Source organism: Collinsella aerofaciens (genome assembly GCF_040920445.1).
Lineage (GTDB): Bacteria > Actinomycetota > Coriobacteriia > Coriobacteriales > Coriobacteriaceae > Collinsella > Collinsella aerofaciens_BH.
The window spans coordinates 21711-45243 of the sequence record NZ_JBCOTQ010000010.1; the positions used below are offsets into that span (position 1 = coordinate 21711).

Annotated in this window: 21 protein-coding genes; all 21 read right to left on the reverse strand. The window is 61.1% G+C overall.

The genetic code is table 11. The features are described from left to right. On the reverse strand, window positions 1-411 hold a 411-nt coding region (locus AB5405_RS02810), incomplete at its 3' end, for an Rnase Y domain-containing protein (protein ID WP_368137528.1). 257 nt (window positions 412-668) lie between these two features. Continuing rightward, window positions 669-1361 (reverse strand): regulatory protein RecX, encoded by a 693-nt coding sequence (locus tag AB5405_RS02815; protein ID WP_368137529.1) that lies wholly within the window; start codon window positions 1359-1361, stop codon window positions 669-671. A gap of 11 nt (window positions 1362-1372) precedes the next feature. Then, window positions 1373-2521 (reverse strand): recombinase RecA, encoded by a 1149-nt coding sequence (gene recA / locus AB5405_RS02820; protein ID WP_022094695.1) that lies wholly within the window; start codon window positions 2519-2521, stop codon window positions 1373-1375. A 257-nt stretch (window positions 2522-2778) separates the two neighbouring features. Then, on the reverse strand, window positions 2779-3309 hold the full coding sequence (locus AB5405_RS02825; protein ID WP_368137530.1) for a CinA family protein: 531 nt from the start codon (window positions 3307-3309) through the stop codon (window positions 2779-2781). Between the two features lie 12 nt (window positions 3310-3321). Beyond that, window positions 3322-3870 carry a CDP-diacylglycerol--glycerol-3-phosphate 3-phosphatidyltransferase gene (gene pgsA, locus AB5405_RS02830; RefSeq protein ID WP_229025873.1) on the reverse strand — a complete coding sequence of 183 codons (549 nt, stop codon included), beginning with the start codon at window positions 3868-3870 and terminating at the stop codon, window positions 3322-3324. Between the two features lie 99 nt (window positions 3871-3969). After that, entirely contained in the window at window positions 3970-5319 is a 1350-nt protein-coding gene (gene rimO, locus AB5405_RS02835; RefSeq protein WP_271747706.1) for a 30S ribosomal protein S12 methylthiotransferase RimO, read from the reverse strand. A 27-nt stretch (window positions 5320-5346) separates the two neighbouring features. Next, window positions 5347-5844, reverse strand: a complete 498-nt coding sequence (locus tag AB5405_RS02840) for a YajQ family cyclic di-GMP-binding protein (protein WP_022094699.1) — start codon at window positions 5842-5844, stop codon at window positions 5347-5349. A 26-nt stretch (window positions 5845-5870) separates the two neighbouring features. Continuing rightward, window positions 5871-7382: a RodZ domain-containing protein gene (locus AB5405_RS02845; RefSeq protein ID WP_368137531.1), complete on the reverse strand. Its 1512-nt coding sequence runs from the start codon at window positions 7380-7382 to the stop codon at window positions 5871-5873. Next, window positions 7382-10162: an FtsK/SpoIIIE family DNA translocase gene (locus AB5405_RS02850; RefSeq protein WP_368137532.1), complete on the reverse strand. Its 2781-nt coding sequence runs from the start codon at window positions 10160-10162 to the stop codon at window positions 7382-7384. Before AB5405_RS02850 ends, AB5405_RS02845 begins: the two co-directional genes overlap by 1 nt. Before the next feature lies 1 nt (window position 10163). Then, the gene (locus tag AB5405_RS02855) at window positions 10164-11834 is read right to left on the reverse strand and encodes a ribonuclease J (protein WP_006235967.1); all 1671 of its coding nucleotides are present in this window, start codon (window positions 11832-11834) and stop codon (window positions 10164-10166) included. Between the two features lie 251 nt (window positions 11835-12085). Further along, window positions 12086-14332 carry a polyribonucleotide nucleotidyltransferase gene (locus AB5405_RS02860; RefSeq protein WP_368137533.1) on the reverse strand — a complete coding sequence of 749 codons (2247 nt, stop codon included), beginning with the start codon at window positions 14330-14332 and terminating at the stop codon, window positions 12086-12088. Window positions 14333-14481: 149 nt separating this feature from the next. Continuing rightward, window positions 14482-14760: a 30S ribosomal protein S15 gene (rpsO, locus tag AB5405_RS02865; protein ID WP_035138510.1), complete on the reverse strand. Its 279-nt coding sequence runs from the start codon at window positions 14758-14760 to the stop codon at window positions 14482-14484. Between the two features lie 138 nt (window positions 14761-14898). Beyond that, the gene (gene recO / locus AB5405_RS02870; RefSeq protein ID WP_368137534.1) at window positions 14899-15648 is read right to left on the reverse strand and encodes a DNA repair protein RecO; all 750 of its coding nucleotides are present in this window, start codon (window positions 15646-15648) and stop codon (window positions 14899-14901) included. 15 nt (window positions 15649-15663) lie between these two features. Then, the gene (gene era / locus AB5405_RS02875; protein ID WP_368137535.1) at window positions 15664-16734 is read right to left on the reverse strand and encodes a GTPase Era; all 1071 of its coding nucleotides are present in this window, start codon (window positions 16732-16734) and stop codon (window positions 15664-15666) included. A 12-nt stretch (window positions 16735-16746) separates the two neighbouring features. Further along, window positions 16747-17124, reverse strand: coding sequence for a diacylglycerol kinase family protein (locus AB5405_RS02880; protein WP_035138512.1), 378 nt, complete (start codon window positions 17122-17124; stop codon window positions 16747-16749). A gap of 9 nt (window positions 17125-17133) precedes the next feature. Continuing rightward, window positions 17134-17643, reverse strand: a complete 510-nt coding sequence (ybeY, locus tag AB5405_RS02885; RefSeq protein WP_368137536.1) for an rRNA maturation RNase YbeY — start codon at window positions 17641-17643, stop codon at window positions 17134-17136. Next, the gene (locus AB5405_RS02890; RefSeq protein ID WP_055285155.1) at window positions 17640-18626 is read right to left on the reverse strand and encodes a PhoH family protein; all 987 of its coding nucleotides are present in this window, start codon (window positions 18624-18626) and stop codon (window positions 17640-17642) included. Before AB5405_RS02890 ends, ybeY begins: the two co-directional genes overlap by 4 nt. Then, window positions 18607-19899 carry a MiaB/RimO family radical SAM methylthiotransferase gene (locus AB5405_RS02895; protein ID WP_368137537.1) on the reverse strand — a complete coding sequence of 431 codons (1293 nt, stop codon included), beginning with the start codon at window positions 19897-19899 and terminating at the stop codon, window positions 18607-18609. The genes AB5405_RS02890 and AB5405_RS02895 overlap by 20 nt, the downstream gene beginning before the upstream one ends. A 9-nt stretch (window positions 19900-19908) precedes the next feature. Further along, entirely contained in the window at window positions 19909-21057 is a 1149-nt protein-coding gene (gene dnaJ / locus AB5405_RS02900; protein ID WP_368137538.1) for a molecular chaperone DnaJ, read from the reverse strand. Between the two features lie 81 nt (window positions 21058-21138). Next, window positions 21139-22242 (reverse strand): DnaJ domain-containing protein, encoded by a 1104-nt coding sequence (locus AB5405_RS02905; RefSeq protein ID WP_368137539.1) that lies wholly within the window; start codon window positions 22240-22242, stop codon window positions 21139-21141. Between the two features lie 58 nt (window positions 22243-22300). Then, window positions 22301-23533 carry a radical SAM family heme chaperone HemW gene (gene hemW / locus AB5405_RS02910; RefSeq protein ID WP_368137540.1) on the reverse strand — a complete coding sequence of 411 codons (1233 nt, stop codon included), beginning with the start codon at window positions 23531-23533 and terminating at the stop codon, window positions 22301-22303.

Consider the following 23533-nt stretch of genomic DNA (forward strand, 5'->3'; position numbering starts at 1 on the left):
GGTCTGCTTTGCGCAGAGCTCCTCGAGCTCACGGGAGCGCTTCTCGACCTGACCGGCCTGACTGGACAGCTGATGCTCGCGCTTGTCGAGAGCGTCGTTGCGGCGATCGAGGGATTCCTCGCGCTGCATCACGCGGTTCTCGAGCGTACGAATCTCGCTCTTACGCTGCTTGTCCTCGGCCTCGGCGGCCTGCTTGTTCTTGATGATCTCCTCTTTAGCCTCGAGCAGAGCCTCTTTTTTGAGGGTCTCGGCCTGACGCTTTGCATCACCGATCAGGGACTCAGCCTGTGCGTGTGCCGACTGGATCTTTTCGTCGGCCTCGTAAAGACTACCCTGCTTGGCGGTGCGCATGTAGGCAATGGCGGCGATGGCACCCAAAACGATGCCAACGAGCGCTGCAATGATAGGCATGCTCACTCCTTTTTATGGATTCGTTACACAACAAAGCGAACCGTCCTTATGAACGGCTCGCGACATTTGAGTAATATGGGCGCAGCTTATGCGGGTCGGATACAGATAAACATATAAACAAACTCATCACAGATGAGCACATATCACAAAGCAAATGACAGTGTTTATCGTACGTTGAACCACAACAACTGTCAAATAAATGGCCCCAGTACGGCGGCTAAAACGCGGTGAACGGCGGGGCCACAAAACGCATACGCCTAAAGTGCACATTCCTCGCATTCGGCATCGAGACGTGCCTTAACGGCATCGGCGGCGATGTGATACGAGAAGCCCTTGCCCATCAAAAACCGAACCAGTTTTTCGAATCCGCGCGTCTCTGGAACACGCCGCTTGGCGAGCAGGGCTGACGCACGCGCCAAATCGTCTTCGACGGCAAAATAATCCTCGGGATAACCGGGAATGTCATCGAGCACAACATGACGTCGCTTGAGCTCGGTCTCGATTTTGCGCTGTCCCCAACCGCGCCGCTTGCGTTCCTCGATAAAGTACGAGCAAAAGCGGTTCTCGTCTAAAAAGCGATACTCGGTGGCGCGCTCGACGGCGAAATCAATCGCGGGCTGGCGAAAGCCGTAGCGAGCCAACTTGTCACGGACCTCACCCGTCGCATGGTCGCGGCGCGATAACATCTCGGTCACCATGGTAAGTGCACATTTACGCTCGATGAGCTGCACCGCCTCACGAAAGTTGTCCCAATCACAGGGAAGATCGGGGCGGTTTTTGACATACAGCCGCGCGACCCGCACGGGAATCCAAATGGACCGCTCAAAACCGCCCTCAAGCTCACAATCGATATGTGCGCAAGGCTTTTTGGACGCATACCCGCTCGAGAACGAGGAGGCCGCCTTCTTATCGGGAAAGACGACCATGGCCTCGGTCACCGTATACGACATGAGCGTAACCGCTACTCGTCGTCATCATCGAGCATGGCGGAACCATCGATGGCGTAAAGCTCGTCAAACTCCTCAGGCGCAGGCTGATCGGTCAGCTCGACCTCGGACGGAGCATCGTCATCAAACTCAAGCCCGCAGGCAAGGCGGACCTTATGCTCAATCTCGTCGGCGCAATCGGGGTGTTCGCGCAGGAACGCCTTGGCGGCCTCGCGGCCGTTGCCGAGCTTGTCCTCACCATAGGCAAACCAGGAGCCCATCTTCTTGCAGATGCCGCACTCGACAGCCATGTCCAGAATTGAGCCCTCCTTAGAGATGCCCGTACCGTACATGATGTCGAACTCAGCAGAACGGAACGGAGCCGCCACCTTGTTCTTAACGACCTTGGCGCGCACGCGGTTACCGATAACCTCGTCCTTAAGCTTAATGCTGTCGATACGGCGAATGTCGATACGCACCGAAGAGAAGAACTTAAGGGCGCGGCCGCCCGTCGTAGTCTCGGGGTTGCCGAACATGACGCCGATCTTCTCACGCAGCTGGTTAATGAAGATGCACGTCGTGTTGGACTTAGACAGCGAGCCGGCGAGCTTGCGGAGCGCCTGGCTCATCAGGCGAGCCTGAAGACCGACCGTAGTGTCGCCGATCTCTCCCTCGATCTCGGCACGCGGGGTCAGCGCGGCGACGGAGTCGACGACGATGGCATCGATGGCGCCGGAACGCACGAGCATGTCAACAATCTCAAGCGCCTGCTCGCCCGTATCGGGCTGGGAAATGAGCACCTCGTCGATATCCACGCCGATGCGCGCGGCATACGTGGGATCAAGCGCGTGCTCGGCATCGATAAATGCCACAACGCCACCCATAGCCTGGGCCTCTGCCAAAATCTCGAGCGAAAGCGTCGTCTTACCGGAGGACTCAGGACCGTAAATCTCGACGATACGTCCGCGCGGCACACCGCCGATACCCAGAGCGGCATCGAGTGCCAGAGCGCCCGTAGGGATGGCCTCGACCTCGAGCTCGGGACCACCGTCGCCGTACCTCATGATGGAACCCTGGCCGAATTTCTTCTCGATCTCGGCCTTGGTGGTGGCGATCATCTCATCGCGCTCTTTACCCGTCGTGCGAGCATGAACGGTACGTACGGGACCTGAATTCTTGGCCATGAATAGCCCTCCTCTTAACAACCTGCATCGATAATAAACGAACGGCTGTTCGTGGTCAACCGTTCAGGCCAATCATATGCAGGCGGTCTTTCCAAAACCCAACCAAACGCCGACCAAACACTGACCAAATACTTGACCACAAAGGACCAAATATGAACAAGGCAGGCAAAAATACATCTACAACCAGCACAAACGCCAAATGAGCCTAAGGTCCCTATCTCCACAATTAAGGGGCTCGGAGGCCCCTTAAAACACGTCTATTCCATAGAGTTGAGCACAAGGGCAATGCGACCCAATGCCTCCGTGACCGCATGGGCGCGAACACACGAACGGTCACCCTCATAGTGGCAGCGCACAGAGTCCACGACCGGCACGCCCCCATCGGCGGAACGATGCGCCCAGCCAATATAGAAAGTGCCCGCCGGATCGTCCTCAGTGCCACCGCCGGGGCCGGCATAACCCGTTGCGCTCACTGCAATATCGCTCTGATACAGCTCCAGCGAACCCGACGCCATCTCGCGCGCAGTCTGATGCGACACCGCGGTATAGCGGTCAAGCGTCTCCTGCTCAACGCCGAGCACGCGATGCTTAATCTCATCGCAGTAGGTCACCGCACCGCCACGCAGCACCGCCGAGGCGCCCGGGATGTCGGCAATCGTCGAGGCGATCATGCCCGCCGTCAGCGACTCAGCCGTCGAAACCGTCACGACCCGAGCGCTCGCACGCTCGACAATATCGCGCGCCAGCTCCTCGTTATGTGCGGAGATCTGCTCAAAAGAGACCGTCATACCCACCAGGACCTAGACCGAAAAGACGATCTTGCGGCAGTTCCAGAAGTACTGGGCGCCCGAGATAACGGTCAAGACAACGGCAACGGCATACAGGAAGCGCGACACCGAGTAGATGCCGAGCGTCAGCGCCACCGGGCCAAGGTGCAAGCCGGCCATAGCAAAAACGCACAGGTAACCGCAGATGGAAACCATCGTGGTTGCCGTCTTGTACTTGCCGAGCTTATCGGCTGCAACGACCACACCGGCCGCACTCGCGACCATGCGCAGGGCGCTCACCAGCAGCTCGCGGAACAGGATAATGAACACGGACCACACGGTCACCGCGCCAAAATCCAAGAACAGCAGCAAGGCCGAGAACACCAGCAGCTTATCGGCGATGGGATCCAGAAACTTACCGAAGTCGGTGATCTCGTTGCGCGAGCGCGCCAGATAACCGTCGACCTTATCGGTGCACGACAGGATCACATACAGAATGAAGGCAGCGGCGGCGAGCGGGCCGTCGAAGATGCTCCAATCCGTACCGGCAACACTCGTGTGAGAAAGCGCCGACACGATCATGAACACCGGGATAAAGACGATGCGAACGCACGTCACGATGTTGGCGGGCGTCCAAACACTCGTCAGTTCCTTATTGCTCTCGTTAGCCACGATGCTCTCCTACTCCACAACATGGCCGATAAGCTCATAGCAGAAGCTATCGGTAAACTCGACAGTCAGAATATCGCCCACGGACGCCTCACTGGCGTCCAAGTGGACCGCGCCATCGGAATCGGGCGCCTGGAACCAGGCATGGCCGATCAGCTCGGCGCCGTCCTCGGTTTCTTCGATACCGTCGACGATCACCTGGGCGCGCTCGCCCACATGTGCGGCGGTGGCGGCAAAACCGAGCGACTCGGCCAGGTCCATGGCCTCCTGGGCGCGCTCGAGCTTGACCTCTTCGTCGACCTGACCCTCCATCTTAGCGGCCAGGCTGCCCTCCTCCTGCGAGTAGGCAAAGACGCTCGTGTAGTCAAAGCCGACGGTGTCCATAAAGTCGATAAGGTCGCGGAACTCGTCGTCGGTCTCGGTCGGGAAGCCGACCATAGCCGTGGAACGGATCACGATGCCGGGGATACGCTCACGCAGATCGCGGAACAGGTCCTCGAGCTCCTGGCGCGAACCGGAACGGCGCATAGCCTTGAGGATGCGCGCGTCGCAGTGCTGCACGGGGATATCGATATAGGGCAGCACCTCGGGCGTATCGCGAATCGTATCGATAAGCTCATCGGTCATGCCCTCGGGCTGCAGATAGAGCACGCGGACCCAGACGTTGTGCGGGCGCACGGCCTCGGCGACGGCACGCAGCAGCTGCGCCAGATTGCGCGGCGAGCCCTCGGCGACATCCTCGTCAGTAAAGTCGGTGCCCCAAATACCCGTGTCCTGGCCGATCAGCACGATCTCGCGCACACCGCCGGCAACCAGGTCGCGTACCTCGGAGATAATGCTCTCGGCATTGCGCGAATGATAGCGACCGCGAATATAGGGAATCATGCAGAAGCTGCAGAAGCGGTTGCAGCCATCGGAAATCTTGACGTAAGCAACGGCGCCCTCGACGGTACGCTTGACCTGAGGGATATAGGCCGCGATTTCACGCTCGACACCCAGCACGCCATCGATGACCGCCACGATGCCGTCCTCCTCGTCGGCCTTCACAAAGGCAGCGACCTCGGGCAGCTCGTCAGGCAGGTCGTCGCCATAGCGCGACGGCACACAGCCGCACATAACGATGGGGCAAGAACGAACGCCGTCCTGAACCTCGTTGGCGAGCTCGAGCGTGGTCTCGATGCTCTCGGACGTTGCGGAGGCGAGGAACGAGCATGTATTGACGATGGCGATATCGGCATCCTGCGGGTCGAATGCCTCCTCGTAACCCGCAGCGGTCAAAAGAGAACGCATGCGGTCGGTGTCGACCTCGTTCTTAGCGCACCCGAGGGTGATGTAGAGCACGGAGCCCAACGGTGTATCCATGTTGGAGAGCGGTCCTTTCGAATGATATTAGCGGTAGTTGGTGAACTGTAGCGGCTGGCCGTAGTCCTGGTCGCGCAGGAACTGGATTACGGTCTGCAACGCATCCTTCGAAGCAGAGGAAACACGCAGCTTGTCGGCCTCGATGGTCACCTTGACCTTGAGTTTTTGGTCCTTGATGTCCTTGTTGATCTTCTTGGCGGTCGCCTGGTCGATACCCTCGACGATATGGCCGAGCACGCGCACGGTGCCGCCCGATGCCGCCTGAGGAGCATCCCACGAGACAGCCTTGAGGTCAATGCCACGCTTGATGAGCTTGGAACTCAGCACGTCGATAATCTGCTTGGAGACAAAGTCGGCCGGGGCGTTAATCGTAAAGAGCTTGTCGCCCTTCGAAAGCTCGATCGTAGCGCCGGAATCCTTAAGGTCATAGCGCTGGGAAATCTCGCGCGTGGTCTGCTGAAAGGCGTTGTCGACCTCTTGCATGTTGACCTCGGACACGACGTCGAAGCTGGAATCTTTAGCCATGATGTTTCCTTTCGCGTACGAGCGGCTTAGTAGCTATCGTACGAATAGTCGGTAGAATCGGTTGGCGTCTGACCGTCAGTTGCGGTATCGGCGCCATCCGTGGACTGGGCATCGGTACCGTCGGTGGTGTCGGTACCATCGGTGGTGTCGGTACCATCAGTACGTTCACCATTCTCGGAGTCGGTGGTCTCCTTCTTGGGAACGGTGATCGTCACACGCGCCACGCCCGAGGTCTTGGTGTCGTAACGGACCTTTTCGCCGTTCTTGGTAACGGTGACGTCGGAAGGCTTGGATGTGGTGATCTCGATCGAGGACTCGGGCGTGTACTCCTGCTCAAAGGGGCCAGTCGCCTGGGCGCCATAGACCGACTTGCCGTCGACCTTGACCTCAATCCACGCGGTCTTTCCCTTGGCAACGGAGACTTTGACCTTCGTGACCTCGTTCTCTTCCTTCTTGGCCGTCGTCTTGGTAGTGTCCGAGTCAGTCGACTCATCCGTCGCCTCATCGGTGTCTTCGTCCTCGTCGACCGTTTCGGTCTTCTTGGAAGACTTCTTAGTCGTTGTCTTGGTGGCAGTGGGCGTCTCGGGCGTGGTCTCGGGCGCCGAAGATGCGCAGCCGCGCAGAAGCACCACGATGAGCACAACCAACAGCAGCGCAACGGCACCGATGCCGGCGTAGACGATACGCGGATCGAGCCCGTTGTTTTGAGGAGTACGTGATCCGCCGCGTCCACGATTGGAACTGCTGCGGCCGCCTCCCTGAGGCATACGACCACGATTGCTATCGGAACGGCCGCGATAGCCACCCTGGCCCTGAAGGCTGCGCTGACCCGAGCGGGGCGCAAGTTCACCGCGGCCTTGATAGCCACGCTGGCCCGAACGCGGAGCCGAAGAGCGCTGGCCATACGGCTGTGATTGAGAGCGAAGACGCGGCGTCACCTGCGTGGTATCGGCGTCCGCATAGCCTCCGCGAGAACGTCCCGTAGAGGCACCACGGTAACCGCGATCGGAATAGCCGCCGTCGCCGTAGCCGGCACGAGGGTCACGCGCCACGCCGCGGGCAGCGGGAAGCGCACGGTCCTCGGGCATCGGCGTGCTGCGGAACCGGTCACGCTGTGAGCGAATCTCCTCGCCCGAACCCGTCTCGGTAATATAACCGGCCTGCTGAGGACGCTGTCCATAGCGGGTCGAACGACCGCCCTGAACCATCAGGAAGCGCCCGTTATCGACCGAGGAACGCGAATTAACGTAGCCGGCGGCGTCCTGAAAACGACCGCCCTGCTGCGACGTCTCGCGTTCGTAAGCCATCAGGTCGTCAAAGTAGGCATTGACGACCTCGCGCGGATTGAGGCCCAAAAAGCGAGCATAGCTCGAAATCATGCCCTGCGCATAGCCGCGCGGCGGCATCGAAGCAAAGTTACCGGTCTCGAAAAACTCGATGATCTGCGGCCTGATTTTGATGGTGTTGGCGACCTGCTGAATGGAAAGGCCCATTCGGCGACGCTGCTCAAGCAGCATGTCACCAAAGCGTGCAGCCATCAGAATCCTCCAAACTCACGATCTTCACGTGCCATCTCGGCATCGACAGATTCCAGCGCGGCAAGCCCCTCCTCGTCCAACAGGACCTCACGCGGCTTGGAACCGTCGGGCGGACCGACGACACCCTTTTCTTCCAGCATGTCCATAATACGCCCGGCACGCGCATAGCCAACCTTCAGACGACGTTGCAGGCCAGATGTGGAGCCAAGCTGAGATTCCACCACAATATGGGCGGCTTCCCAAATGAGCGGATCATCGTCTTGCGGCTCGGCGACTCCGGTACGGACAATGCCGCCACCACCCGCCATGGACATGGAAGCGGGCGCCACGGCAGACAGGATCTCCTCGTGGTAGTCGGGCTCGCTCTGCGACTTGACGAACTCGACAATCTCGTTGATTTCATCATCCGAGACAAAGCAGCCCTGGATACGGCGGGGCTTGCCCCAGTCGACCTTGGAGAACAGCATGTCGCCCAAACCGGTGAGCTTTTCGGCACCCATCTGGTCGATGATGACGCGCGAGTCGATGCCCGTGGCGACGTTAAAGGCGATGCGGTTGGTGATGTTGGCCTTGATGAGGCCCGTCACCACGTTGGAGCTGGGGCGCTGCGTAGCCACGATGAGGTGAATACCGGCGGCACGGCCCAGCTGGGCGATACGCACGATCGAGGCCTCGACATCCTTGCCGGCAACCATCATCAGGTCCGAGAGCTCGTCAATGATGATGACCAAGTAGGGCATCTTTTGCGGCGGGTTGTCGTAATGCTCAAACTCGCCGGCGGCCTGCTTTTCGTTGTAGGTCGAGATCTTACGCACATTGAGACGCTCGAAGACCTTCAGGCGACGCTCCATCTCAGACACGGCCCATTGCAGAGCGCTCGCAGCCTGCTTGGGCTCGGTCACTACAGGCACGTAAAGATGCGGCAGACCGTTATAGCCCGCAAGCTCGACGCGCTTGGGGTCGACCATGATCAGGCGAACGTCCTCGGGAAGGGCGCGCATGAGCAAGGTCGTGATGATGGAGTTGATCATGACCGACTTACCGGAACCCGTGGTACCGGCGATCAGCAGGTGGGGCATCTTGGCAAGGTCGGCGACGACCGGCGTACCCTCGGCATCTCGACCGATGGCGAGCTCGAGCGGACCGCCCTTCACATAGGGAAGCACGTCGCCCAGGTTGACGTTCTGGCGCTTGCGATTGGGGATCTCGATACCCACAAGCGAGGTGCCGGGGATCGGGGCAAAGATACGCACCGACTGGGCAGCAAGCGAAAGCGCGATGTCGTCCTCAAGGCTCGAGATCTTGCTCACGCGCTCGCCCTCGCCAGGTTGCAGCTTAAAGGTCGTCACCGTGGGGCCGGCGATCCAGCCGACCACGCGGGCACTACGACCAAACTCCAGCAAGGTGGACTGAAGCGACTCGGCAGTCTGTTCCAGCTCCTTGTCAGAAGACGCGGAGGAAGCCGACTGCGGGTTGGCATGCAGGATTTCGAGCGGCGGAAGCTTGAGGCCGTCCTCTTCTTCGCCTTCGTTATCTGCGGCGCCGCCGTCCGCTCCCCCATCGCTAGAAGTAGGCGCCTCGGCAGCGCCCGCGACAGCCGTATCGGCAACCTTGGGATGCTTCAAGAAGTCGGGAATCTGAGGTGCTGCCGAGACAGGATTCACGGCAAACGGCGGCTCGGACTCGTCGATCTTATCGGGGTCGTCTTCCATCGAAAGCTGACCGGTTACCTGGTCGCGCTTTGCATGGCGACGCGGCAGCAAAGTTGTCTTTGCGGTCTCAATCGGAGCCTCGTCGTCCTCGTCATCGCCCTCGGTGAGCTCAATCTCGCTATCGGACCAAGACGGGTCAGGCTCACTCGTATTGAGATTAGGCGCAGCCTTGCCCTTCTTGGCATGGCGGCGCGGCAACAGCGTCGTCTTAGCGCGCTCAGCTTCCACGGCATCGGACACGTCGACAAACGGATCCTCGTCCTCGTCGTCATCGTCCAAAACCGGGTCTACATCGTTGCCCATGACCGTGGTCACGGCAGCATCGGAGCCCTTTTGACGAAGAATGCTCAGGTGCGGACGGGCAACGCCGGGCACCGACAGGGCTTCGTCGTCACCCCACGGGCTCGCGTTGACGTCGGCACGACGGCGCTCGGCAAAATCGGCCGCACGGTCGCGAGCAGAGCGCAGCACGCCACCCACAGAAAAGCCGATGATGACAAAACCAACGACGGCAAGACCCAACAGGACTACCATCGCGATAGGCTTACCCAGGGCATTCTGCAGCGCACTCGCAATAAACGCACCGATGTAGCCACCCGAGGCGGACAAATTTTGCGGCGTGAACATAAGGTCACACGAGTCGCTCGTACCCGGCACCATCAGAGAAAGAATGGAGACAACGGCGATAAAGACCACGGCTCCGCCCGCGACCGAGCGCGCGTTGAGCGGCGAGTCCTCACCTAAAAAGAGCGTGGCGGCAAACAGCAAAATGACGATCGGCAGCACGTAGGCGCCCAGACCAAAGCCCAGGTGGTAGAAACCGGCAACCGCAGCCGTAACGGGTGCGGTCGCCGGCGAAATCACGGCAATGAAGGAGGCAATCGCCAAAACGGCGATGACCACGCCGGCGATATCGCGGTTGGCCGAGGGCTCGACCAAGGGCTCAAAATCGTCGAAGTCGGCCTCGTGGCCCTTATTGGCACGCAGATGGGAACCGGCACCCTTAGCAGATGCCGGTTGGTTATTGGCCTTATTGCCTTTGGCGTTTTGTGCAGATCCGCGCGCCAAACTAAACCTCCATGACGACCGGGATGATCATCGGACGGGTGCGCGTACGGCTCCAAATAAAGTTGGAGAGCGAATCGCGCACGGCCTTGCGAATGGCATCGGAGCCGCTGCTCGTAAAGCTAAACTTGCCCTTCTCGATCGTCTTCATAATGGACGCGGAGGCATCCTCGGAGAACTGGTCGTCGATGGCAAACGAGACGCCGCGGCCCGAGAACTCGATGGCCTCGATCTTCTTGTGCTTGAGCGAGACGATAGCAACGGCCGTGACCATGCCGTCGTTGGCGAGCTTCTGGCGATCGCGCAGGACAATGGGGTCGGTATCGCCGATACGCAGGCCGTCGACGTAGACGACGCCGGACTCGACGGGCGTACCGCGTTTGACGATACCGCCGCGCATCTCGAGTGTGTCGCCGTTATCGAGGATAAAGATATGATCGTCCTTGATGCCCATCTTGCGAGCCAGCTGGGCATGGGCGCGCAGATGCACGGCTTCACCGTGAACCGGCATAAAGTACGTGGGCTTGGCCATGGCCATCAGGAGCTTGAGCTCCTCCTGGCTACCGTGGCCCGAGACGTGGACAAGAGCGCGGTTCTTATCCCACACGTCGCAACCGAGCTTGGCCAGGCTGTTGACGACCTGCTGGACGGCCTTCTCGTTGCCGGGAACAGGAGTTGCCGAGAGGATGACGGTATCGCCCTCGTGGATGGAGAGCGTCTTGTGCTCTCCGTTGGCCATGCGGGACAGGGCCGACAGCGGCTCGCCCTGCGAACCGGTGCACATGACGACGATCTTGTCGTCGGGCAGGTTATCGATATCGAAGGCATCGATGATATCGGCATCGTCGATGTTGAGGTAGCCCAGCTCGCGCGCGACGCGGGTGTTGGTGAGCATGGAGCGACCGGTCACAACGACCTTACGGCCGCACTTGCGGGCGGCATCGCAGATCTGCTGCAGGCGATGGATATGGCTCGAGAACGACGCGACGAACACGCGACCCGGGGCGTTCTTGATGGCGTGCAGCAAGTTGGGACCAACCTCGGCCTCGGACTTGGTAAAGCCGGGAACCGTGGCATTGGTGGAGTCGGAAAGCAGCAGATCGATGCCCTGCTTGGCAAAGCGGCTGATAGCGGCATAGTCGGGCGTGACGCCGTCGATGGGCGTCTGGTCGAGCTTAAAGTCGCCGGTGTGCATAACGGTGCCCTGATTGGTGCGGATGAACACGCCCAGAGCGCCGGGGATGGAGTGCGTCATAGAGAAGAAGTCGAGCGAGATGCCACCGAGGTTGACATGGCTGCCGCCCTTGACCTCGCGGAACTTGGGTGCGCGGATGCGGAACTCAGAAAGCTTGCCCTCGATAAAGCCAAGCGTCAGCTTGCTCGAGAAGATGGGCACCTTGTTGTTGAGGTCCTGCAGCAGGTACGGAAGCGAACCGGTGTGGTCCTCGTGGCCGTGGGTGACGACGATACCGCGGAGCTTCTCCTCGTTTTCAAGAACGTAGGTGTAGTCAGGAAGCACCAGGTCGATACCGGGCTGAGAGTCGTCGGGGAACATGAGGCCAGCGTCGACGAGCACCATGTCGTCGCCGCACTCGAAGACCGTCATGTTCTTGCCGATGCCGTCAAGGCCGCCGAGCGGAATGATCTTCAAGGGAGATGATTTTTTAGCTGCCATAGGTTAGTGTTGTTTCCTTTCTTCGAAACGGGTCTGGAACAACCGACGGGGCGCTTCTGGCAAACCGACCGCCGGGAACGTACAAACATGCATCACAGAGTCGACGCAGTAACCACAGTATGATACCCATTTGCCCACCAACAGACCACCCATGCATCAAAGCCCCATCTGAAGCCGTCTATCCCGCCCGAAATAGCAAAAGGGCGACCCCTGTCCGGAGTCGCCCCTGATGAGCTGCTTATATGCGGCTGTTACTCGGCGTCGTGGTGACGGCGGGGCTTTCGGCCTCCGTTGTCGCCGGGACGGCGCGGACGGTCGCTGCGCTCAGAGCGCTCGCGACGCGGACGCTCACGGCGCTGGAAGTGCTCGCCGTCGCCCTCGGAGGCACCCTCGGCACGAGCCGGGGCCTCGGGCTTATCAAGACGATCGAGCGAGATCTTGCCGCGATCGTCGACCTCGATGACGACGACCTTGACCTCGTCGCCCACGTTGAGGACGTCCTCGACCTTCTCCACGCGGCCCTTGGCGACACGGGAGATGTGCAGCAGGCCGTCCTTACCGGGCAGCAGGTTGACGAAGGCGCCGAAGGGCTGGATGGAGACAACGCGACCGGTGTACTCCTCGCCCGGCTCGGGAACCTTGATGATGAGCTTAATGCGCTCGACGGCCTGGTCCACGGACTCTCCGGTGCCACCGACAAAGACGGTGCCGTCCTCCTGGATGTCGACAGAAGCGCCGGTCTCGTCCTGGATACCGCGGATGACCTTACCGCCGGAACCGATGACGTCGCGGATCTTGTCAGTCGGAACCTGGATGGAAACGATGCGCGGGGCGGTGCTGCGCGTGGTGTGGCGCGGCTCGGGGATCACATCGAGCATCTTCTGCAGGATGAAGGCGCGACCCTCCTTGGCCTGCTGCAGGGCGCGGGCCAGGATGTCGAAGGTAAGGCCGGTAGCCTTGTTGTCCATCTGCAGGGCGGTGATGCCCTCGGTGGTGCCGGTGACCTTAAAGTCCATGTCGCCCAGGAAGTCCTCGAGACCCTGGATGTCGGACAGGACCACGGTCTTGCCCTCCTCCTGGATCAGGCCCATGGCGATACCGGAGACCGGGCGCTTAATGGGCACGCCGCCGTCCATAAGGGCGAGCGTGGAGCCGCAGGTCGAAGCCATCGAAGAGGAGCCGTTGGACTCCATGACCTCGGAGACGACGCGGATGGCGTAGGGGAACTCGTTCTCGTCGGGGAGCACCGGAAGCAGGGCGCGCTCGGCAAGGTTGCCGTGACCGATCTCGCGGCGCTTGGGGCTGCCCATGCGGCCGGTCTCGCCGGTGCAGAACGGCGGGAAGTTGTAGTGGTGCATGTAGCGCTTGCCCTCGGTGGGCTCAATGGTATCCAGGCGCTGGCCCTCGTTGAGCATGCCGAGCGACAGGACAGAGAGCACCTGGGTCTGGCCGCGCTGGAACAGGCCGGAGCCGTGAACGAGCGGCAGGTAGTTGTCCTTCACCATGATGGGACGGATCTCGTCGGCAGCACGGCCGTCGACGCGCTCGCCGGTCTCGACGACCATGGTGCGCATGGCCTTCTTCTCGAGCTTCTTGAGCGCCACGGGGATCTCGCGCTCCCAAGCGGCCTGCTCCTCCTCGGTGAACTCGGCGCGGATGGACTCCTTCAGAGCCTCGACCTTACCGATACGGGAGAGCTTGTCGGCGTCGCGAAGGGCGGCAGCCATCTCGTCGTAGTGGGCGAAGATGCGCTCCTGGACCTCCTCGACGGGCTGGTCGAGCGGGTACTCCTTCTTGACGATGGAGCCGTTAACCTGCTCCCACTCGGCGACGAACTCGTCCTGAGCCTGGCAGAAAGCAGCAAGGGCCTCCTGGCCAAACTTCATAGCGGCGAGCATGTCGTCCTCGGAGATCTCCTCGGCGCCGGCCTCGACCATCGAGATGAAGTCGGCGGATCCGCCCAGCTCCAGGTCCAGATCGGAGTTCTCGCGCTCCTCGTAGGTGGGGTTGACGATAAACTCGCCGGTCTCCACGTTACGGCCGATGCGCACGCAGGCAAGCGGGCCCTCGAAGGGCACGCCGCCGAGCGTCATGGCCAGGGAGGCACCCATGACGTTGATGACGTCGAAGGGGTTGACCTGGTCGGCGACGAGCGAGGTAGCGACAATGTGTACCTCGTTGCGGAAGCCGTCCGGGAAGCTCGGGCGAATCGGACGGTCGATCATGCGCGCGGTGAGCGTGGCCTTCTCGCTGGGACGGCCCTCACGCTTGAGGTAGCCACCCGGGATGCGGCCGGCTGCGTACATCTTCTCGTTGAAGTCGACGGTCAGCGGGAAGAAGTCGTAGTTCTTGCGCTCCTTGGAGACGACCACGGTGTCGAGCATCGTGGTGTCGCCCTGCTTGACCAGGCAGGCGCCGGTGGCCTGCTTGGCAAGCTCGCCCGACTCAAAGGTGTAGGTCTTGCCGTACAGCTCAAAGGTCTTGGATACGAGTGTCATTGTTCTCCTTAACCCCGCAGACCCCTTGTCTGCGGGCTTCTCATGTGACGCGGGCCCCCTGCCCCCGCCACGCTTCAGAGCGTGATTGTTCGCGCCCTTACACAAAAAGAGCGCCCCGCTGCGCAGGACGCTCTTAGCATGTACAAATCCTACTGGATGTTGTCGCGGATGCCCAGAGCCTTGATGAGCTCACGGTACTCGACGATGTCGTTCTTCTTGATGTAGGAGAGAAGACGACGACGACGGCCGACGAGCATGAGCAGGCCACGACGGGTGTGGAAGTCCTTCTGGTGGGACTTCATGTGCTCGGTCAGCTCCTTGATGCGCTCGGACAGGATGGCGACCTGAACCTTGGGGTTGCCGGTGTCGACCGGGGTGTTACCGAACTGGGCAGTCAGCTCCGCCTTGCGCTCTTTGGAAACAGTCATTGTTTCACCTTTCGTTTTGCGTCGCCCACGGGCGACTCGATTCGCCTCGGACTGGGAAGCCGCCGGTGGAGCGAACAACCAAGGTCGAGGTACCAACAGGTCGGTATGTTACCACAAGCAGCCCGCGCCTGCGCATCATCACCGACCCAACATGAATTCCATCGCGCGGAGGCGCTGATCGGTGTGCGTCGCAGCCCAAACATGCGAAAGCCCGAGCAGGAATGCCGCCGTATGCGGGTCGATTCGCTCGGCCATGAGCGCATCGAAGGTCATGGACATGAGGGCGCGCAGCCATGCGGTCTCACCGGTCGACACCAGTTCGGCACCTGGAACGCTCGACGCGCACGACCCGCACATGAGACCGCCCGCCTGGGCTGAAAAATACGACAGCATGGGGTCTCCGCACAGCACACAGGCCGAAAAATCGGGACGATAGCCAACGTGCGATAGCAGCTTAAAGACATATGCCGCCACAAGTAGGTCCATATGTGCCGCGTCGAGCCCGCTGCCGACAAGCGTGAGCGCCCGCTGCGTGATAGCAAAGGTAAACGGGTCCTCGGCGTCCTCGAACGAGCACACGCGCGCGACCTCGGCGATCGCGCTTGCGGCGCATGTCGTCTCGTAATCGGGCGCAACGCCGAGCGGCGCCTCCATAAGCTCGGCCTGGGAAACCACGTCGAGCGACCGTCCATGCGCAAGCAGCATATCGACGGTACAGAACAGCTCGCAGCGCGCAGCCAGGCGTCCACCGGGTTTGCGGGCGCCCTTTGCCACGGCACGAACCTGCCGACCCCGCTCGTCAAGCATCGTCAGGATCAAGTCCGTCTCTTTGAGCTTCGTCTTGTCGAGGACGAGTACCTTCGTGCGATATGTCCGGGAGCCTGCCATGCGCGCCGCGCGCCCTTAGTCCTCGGCGTTGTAGCCAAAGCGGCGAATCTGGGCCTCGTCGTCACGCCAGCCGGCCTTGACCTTCACGTCCAGCTCCAAAAAGACCTGCGTGCCAAAGATACGCTCAAGATCGCGACGGGCGTCGATACCGATATGCTTGATCATCTCGCCGCCCTTGCCGATGATGATGCCCTTTTGGCCCTCGCGCTCGACGTAAATGGTGGCGTGCACGCGCAGTACCTTCTTGGTCTGCTCGAGTGCATCGCAGATCACGCCAACGGAGTGCGGGATCTCATCACGGGTGCGGCGCAAGACCTTCTCGCGCACAAACTCGGCAACGAGCGTTTCGTCGGAAGCGTCGGTACCCATATCCTCGGGGAACCAACGCGGACCCTCGGGCAAAAAGTGCGCAACGGTCTCGATAAAGGCATCGACGTTGAAGTTCTTGACCGACGACGTCACGATCTCGTCGTCATATTCCATGAGCTCGTGGGCTGCCTTGAGCTGCTCCATGACCTGTGCGGGGTCGGCCTCATCGGCCTTAGTGAGCACCAGGACCTTCTTGCAACGGGCGCATCTGACGCGCTCGGCAACCCAGGCGTCTCCCCTGCCGATCGGTTTGGTGGCATCAATCAAAAACGCGACGACATCAACATCGTTCAGCTCGAACAGCGCGCTCTTGTTGAGCTCGGATCCCAGGCCGTCCTTGGGCTTATGAATACCCGGGGTATCGACAAAGACCAGCTGGTAGCCGGGACGGTTGACGACGGCGCGCATGCGGCGGCGGGTCGTCTGGGCCACCGGCGAAGTGATGGCGACCTTCTTGCCATAGCAGGCGTTGAGCAGCGTAGACTTGCCGGCGTTGGGACGACCGACCAGGGCCACAAAGCCGCTGCGGAAACCGGGCTCCACGTCGCCAAAGCCCGCGAGGCTCTCATCCTCGTCGCAAAGGGCATCGAGTTCCTCGTCGCTCATACCCTCAAACGGGTCGAACTCCTCGACCTCGTCAAACGAATCGGCACCTTCAGCCTCGTCCAGGACCTCGTCATCCAAAACTTCACCGGTAGGCTGCATATTGTCGGACATGGGAATCCCTTTCTAAATAAAGCCGAGCGCGTGGGCAAATACCAGCACGCCCACAATTGCGGCGGTGATGGAAAGAATGTAAACAGAGGCGGCGGCGATGTCCTTCGCACGCTTGGCCAGCGGATGGAGCTCCTGGGTCGCTAGGTCGACGATAGCCTCCATAGCGGTGTTGCACAGCTCGCCGTGAATCACCAGGCCACAACAGATGATAATCGTGGCCCACTCGGCAATGTCGAGGCCCACGATACAGCCGGCAATGACGGTGCACACGCCCGCCACGAGCATGACCTTGATGTTGCGCTCGGTCTTGACGGCGGTAACGAAGCCCTCCATGGCGTAGGAAAACGACTTTAAGAAGGACGGATGGTCCTTGTTCGATCCGGGAATCATAGACGGCTCCTAGTCGTGGGCGTGGTTGGTGATGGGGCCGACGTGGACTAGCTTGGGGTCCTCGCCGCGCTCGAACGCCAGATCGCGCAGGATGGCGTCCTCGCGGGCCTCCATGACCTCGGCCTCGTCGTCCTCGATATGGTCATAGCCCAGCAAGTGCAGCATGCCGTGTACGAGCATCAGACGACACTCGTCAGCGGAGCTATTGCCAAAACCGGGGGCCTGACGGGCAATAACCTGCGGGGCCAAGATGATATCGCCGAGCTCGAGCGTCTCGTCGGCGGGAATATCCTCGTTAAAGGCCGAGTCGCATTCAAACGAGAGCACATCGGTGGTGCGGTCGATACCGCGCCACTCGTGGTTGAGCTCGTGCATCTCGTCCTCGTCGACATACGAAAGGGAAATCTCGACTTCACGCTCAACGCCCTCGGCGGCAAGCACAACCTCGCAGATGTGCTCCACCTCCTGGGCATCGAGCAGCGTATCGAGCTCGGCATCGTTGCTGATCAATACACTCAACGGGACTCCTTTCGGTCGCGCGGGCGCTGCTCGCGCACGTCATCATAAGCATCATATGCCTCGACGATACGTCCCACCAAGGCATGGCGCACCACGTCGGCGCGCTCCAGGTGCGAAAATGCGACATCGTCGACACGGCCCAAAATCTTCTCGACATCGGCCAAACCACCACGACGACCCACCAGGTCGCGCTGACTCAGGTCGCCGGTAATCACAAACTTGGAGTTGAAGCCCAGGCGCGTCAGGAACATCTTCATCTGCTCGGGCGTGGTATTTTGCGCCTCGTCGAGCACCACGAAAGCATCGCTCAGCGTGCGGCCGCGCATGTAGGCAAGCGGGGCGATCTCAATCACGCCGCGCTCCATAAGCTCATCGGTGCGCTCGCGATCCATCATGTCAAAAAGGGCATCGTAGAGCGGACGCATGTAGGGATCGATCTTTTCCTCAAGGGTACCGGGCAAAAAGCCCAGGTTCTCCCCCGCCTCGACAACCGGACGTGTCAAGATCAGACGGCCCACCTCGTGACGCTTGAGCGCGGCAACGGCGAGCGCCATAGCCAGATAGGTCTTACCGGTACCGGCAGGACCCAAGCCAAACGTGATGGTATGCGAGCGGATGGCATCCACATAGCGCTTTTGCCCGAGCGTCTTGGGGCGAATGACGCGGCCGCGATACGAAAGCAGCACGTCATCGCGCAGCGACGTAGCCTCGTGCTCACCGTCGCGCAAGACAGCCAGGCAGCGAGAGACATCGTCGGCAGACAGCGTGCGCCCGGCGGCCGCCTCGCGAAAAGCGTGCTCGAAAAAGCGCGCCACGAGTTCGACCTCGTCCGGGTCGCCGCTCACGGCGATGCTATCGCCACGGGCGACCACATGAGCGCGAACCAAGCTCTCGAGCGCACGAAGGACGCCGTCGCCGGCGCCCAAAACGCGCGAGGGATCAATTCCCTCGGGAACGGTAAGTCTAATCTTCGAGGCTTCCATGAACCTCCCTGCGCGCATGGACCAAGCCGGAATCATCGACTCCGATGATAGCAACATCGAGCAGGCACGGGGCTGTAAGTCCACAGGTATCGTCAAGACGGGCATGATGGAACGAGCCGAGCGTCAGGTTGTCACCATACTCGAGCACGGCACGCTCGATCGTGCCCACGCGACGACGAGCGTCGGCAATGGCGAGCTCCTGTGCGGCGGCCCGCATACGGCGGCTGCGCTCGGCCATAACCTCGGGCGGCACCTGGCCGGGCATCTCGGCAGCAAGGGTGCCGGGACGCTTGCTGTAGCGGAACACGTGCATACGCGAGAAACCCACACGGCGGCACAGTGCCAGCGACTCCTCGAATTCCTCGTCCGCCTCACCGGGAAAACCGACGATAACGTCGCACGAAAGAGACGCCTGCGGCAGGTTGGCGCGAATCATGCGCACCGTGTCCTCGAAGGCCTCGGCGCTATAGGGGCGGCCCATGCGATGCAGGGTCGCCGTGCAGCCGGACTGCACGGGCAGGTGCAAAAACGGGGCGATGCGCTGCGGATAGCGCGCCATAACCTTAAGCAGGCGCTCAGAGATATCCATGGGCTCGACCGAGGAAATGCGCACATGCGGAATAGACGTGCGCTCCATGATGGCCTCGAGCAGCTCATCGATTTCGACATGCTCGTCGGTCGCGCTCTTGCCATCGTAGGCACCCAGGTTCACACCGGTCAGCACCACCTCGGGCACGCCGGCCTCCTGGGCCTCGCGAACTTGCTCGAGCACGGACTCGACGGGCACGGAACGCTCGGGGCCGCGCGCCTTCCACACAATGCAATAGGTGCAGCGATGGTTGCAGCCATCCTGAATCTTCACGCCCAGGCGAGAGCGACCGAGCGCATCGACCACCTCGCCATCGCTGCAGGCGGGAACGCTATCGGACTCAACGCCCAGCACCTCGCAGACGCGCTCGGCGACGTCAATCTTGGACGGTTCGGCGATCACGCGATCCGAAAGCTCCAACAGCTCCTCGGGATGCAGGTTGACGACGCAGCCGGTTACGACCACGTAAGGGTCGTTAGGATGGGCCAGCGCATGACGGACGGCCTTACGGGTCTTGGCCTCGGCCTCGCCCGTAACGGCACAGGTGTTAATGACGATCAGATCGGCATCCTGGGGATCCACAATAGCAAAGCCCAGGCGCATAAGATCGGCAGTGATACGGTCAGACTCAACCCGGTTGACGCGGCAGCCGAGGTTGACGACGGAAATATGGGGTGCGAGCACGCGGGCTCCTTAATCGAGGATATCGTCGAGGGCACTCTTGATACGGTCGGTCACCGACTTCTTACCGGAAGCGACGTCATCGCCCATCTCATCGGCAAAAGCACGGAGCAGCTCGTGTTGCTTATTGGAAAGATTGGTGGGAACGACCACGCGCAGTTGCACGATCAGGCGACCACGCGAACCGCCACCGCCAATGCGCGGCATGCCGTAATTATTGACGCTCACGGTGTCGCCGTACTGTGTACCAGCAGGGACCGTCACCTTGACGACCTCATCGGGCATAATGCCCTCGACCTCGATCTCGCAGCCAAGCGCTGCCTGCGCAATCGAAATATCGCTCACGAGGTACAGGTCGTCACCGTTGCGCTTAAAACGCTCGTGGTCGGCGACGCGCACGTTGACGATCAGGTCGCCCGAGGGCTCGCCGCGAAGGCCAGCCTCGCCAAAGCCGCTCACGCGCAGCTGGCGACCGGTCGAAACGCCGGCGGGGATATCGATGTCGATCTTTTCATGCGAAGGCGTGCGGCCCTGACCGTCGCAGGTCTCGCAGGGATGATCGATGACCGTGCCCTCGCCGTGGCAGTCGGGACAAGGCGAAGAGGACTGAACCTGGCCCAGGAACGAGCGCTGGACCGTCGTGACATAGCCCGTGCCGTGGCAGCGGCTGCACTGCTTTTCCTGTGCACCCTCGGCTCTACCGGTGCCGTTGCAATCCTCGCAGGGGGCAAGGCGGTCATAGCTGATCGTCTTTTTGCACCCGAGTGCCGCCTCCTCGAGCGTCACCGAAAGGGAGATGGCCATGTCGCGGCCGCGACGACGCTCACGGCGATTTCGGGCGCCACCGCCGGCACCGCCGCCAAAGAACGACGAGAAGAGGTCGTCCATGCCCATGCCGCCAAAGATATCGTTAATGTCGACGTAGCCCGAACCACCAGGGCCGTCGGCAATGCCGTAACGGTCGTAGTTAGCACGCTTCTGCTCATCGGAAAGAACGGAATAGGCCTCGTTGAGCTCCTTGAACTTGGCCTCGGCCTCGGGGTCGTCCGAAACATCCGGATGTACGGTACGGGCCTTCTTTAGAAACGCACGCTTAATCGTCCGCGCGTCGGCATCCCTGTCGACGCCAAGCACCTCGTAGTAATCCCTATTTTCCGACACAACCGAATCCTTCCGACTTTCATTATTGTCACAGTGCGTCCTATACCCAAGCAGGGCCGACCGCAAACAGAGGGTTTGATGTTATTGCATTTGGTACGGCGAAAGCATGGCCCGTTGCGAGCAGCTCGCGAACCAAACCGACACGAGCGCGAACATGAAGCCGTTGGCAAAACCGTTGGCAAACTGCATCGCGCCGCGCTTCCACCACAGCAGGCTGCGATGAAGCACGCCGTCCGAAAGCACCATGAACAGGCCCATGGCAAACGGAATAAAGCACATCACGGCAAAGGCCGAGAACACGCCCGAGATGGCCGAGAGTACCAAAAACGGCGCCACGATGCCCATCAGGTAAAAACCGGTACGAGCTTTGCCTTCCAAGCGCTCGGCCTCAACATGGGCGCGGCCGACCAGATCGCCGCCCGCGGCACCGTTGGTGCCAGCATGACCCATGCCGCCAATGCGGACCTCGTCGCCATCGTGCGTGCCGGCAGGAAACTCAATCGTCTGCTCGGAGGTTACGCGAGTACGACCGCTGCCGCCGCAATCAGGGCAGGGGTCGGCCAAGACCTTACCGGAACCGCCGCACTCGGGGCAGACCGACTGGAACGTGCCCGCACCAAACAGGAAGGACAGGTCGACGTCGATGTGGCCGCGGCCACCGCAGCTCGGGCAGGTATGGGCATGCTCAGACGAAACGGAGCCCGAACCGCCGCAGTTGTTACAGGTATCGAAGCGCGTGTAGCGGACGGTCTTGCGGGCACCGCCCTTGGCCTCCTTGGCGTCGAGTTTGATATCGACGACCACGTTGGCGCCGTTCTCGGGATTGTAGGCAGCCTGCCCGCGACGCGGCTGGCCCCAGGCGCCACCAAAGGGAAAACCGCCCTCAAAGGGATTGCCATAGCCCGCGCTGCCGGCGTAGCCGCCGCCATAGGGCGAAGCCGTAGGAGCGCCGGCGAAGGGGTTGCCCGAACGCATGGCGTCGTAGCGCGAACGCTTCTGCTCGTCCGAAAGCACGGCGTAGGCCTCGGAAACCTCTTTAAACTTTTCCTCGGCATCCGGCTCTTTGTTGACGTCCGGATGGAGCTTGCGGGCCTTTTGCTGAAAGGCCTTTTGAATATCACGTGAGGTGGCGTCCTTGGAGACACCCAGAATCTCGTAGTAATCTTTTTCGTTCATCGTCGCCATGCGCGGCAACCTCCTGCTCACAGCAGCGTATATATTTCGGTAATTCTACCCGAGCGACCTAAGCTAGATCCCAAAACAGCTCGAACAGAACATTTCCATCGAGCCAGCCCAGGTGTGTCGGCGCTAAACGAGCTCGAACATGGCCCGCGATGACATCTGCCGAAGTGAAGGGTCCCTCATGGACTCCGAGCGTCTCGGGCACCCAAGTGGCAAGACCCAATTCGAGCGCGCGATCGCAGGCAGCTGCCAGCTCATCGGCCGGAACGGCACGAGCCGCGCGAACCAACAGGTCGGACGCGACACCGCGCGTCATACGACAAGCGAGCATCAGGTCTTCAGCCGCAGCCTCACGCTGCGACAGATATTCGGCCTCGAACGCCGTCGCGTCATCGTCACGTTGCACCAGACGCACACGGTACGCATCACCTCGAGAAGACACGCCGGGGAACAAACCTGCAAGACAGTCGAAATCCTCGGCGTCGAGCATGCCCGCGGCAGAGCGACCCAGACCCAGGTAACCCCGTCCGGTCCAGTAGGCAATGTTATGGGCACACTCATGGCCGTCGAGCGCATAGCTTGCCACCTCATAGGGGTGATAGCCGGCCGCACCCAGGAGCTCGCGTGCCACATCCATGCAGGCGGCCTGAAAATCCTCGTCGGGCTCGACCGACTCGTCGCGGCACGCCATGCGATAAAGGGGAGTCCCCTCCTCAAGCGTGAGCGGGTAGACCGACACATGATGCGGAGCCGCCACCAGCACGCCATCGAGCGTGCGCTTCCAACTCGCTGCGGTCTGCCCGGGAAGTCCGCACATAAGGTCGCACGACACGTCAAGCCCAGCGTTCTTGACCGTCGCGATGGCGGCGAGCGCCCGATCGGCATCGTGAATACGGCCGATGGCGGTAAGTTCGGTGTTATCGAGCGTTTGCACGCCCAGAGAGACGCGTGTGACACCAACCTTGGCAAGCGCAGTGGCAAGCTCGGCGGTCAGCGACTCGGGATTGGCCTCGCAGGTAAACTCAACGGGGGCGCACCACGCACGAATACGCCGCGCCAGCTCCACCAGGCGCTCCCCCGCCAGCGACGGCGTACCGCCGCCAACATAGACGGTGCGGATATGGTCAAGGGCCCCAGCCTTGCCAAAAGCATCGAGACGCGCGAACAACTGCTCAAAATAGAAATCGAGCGCAGCGCTCAGGTCGCACGGAGCAAAACTGCGTGAGTCAAAGTCGCAGTACCGGCACTTTTGAGCGCAAAACGGCACGTGCGCATACAGCGCGGTAACGGCCAC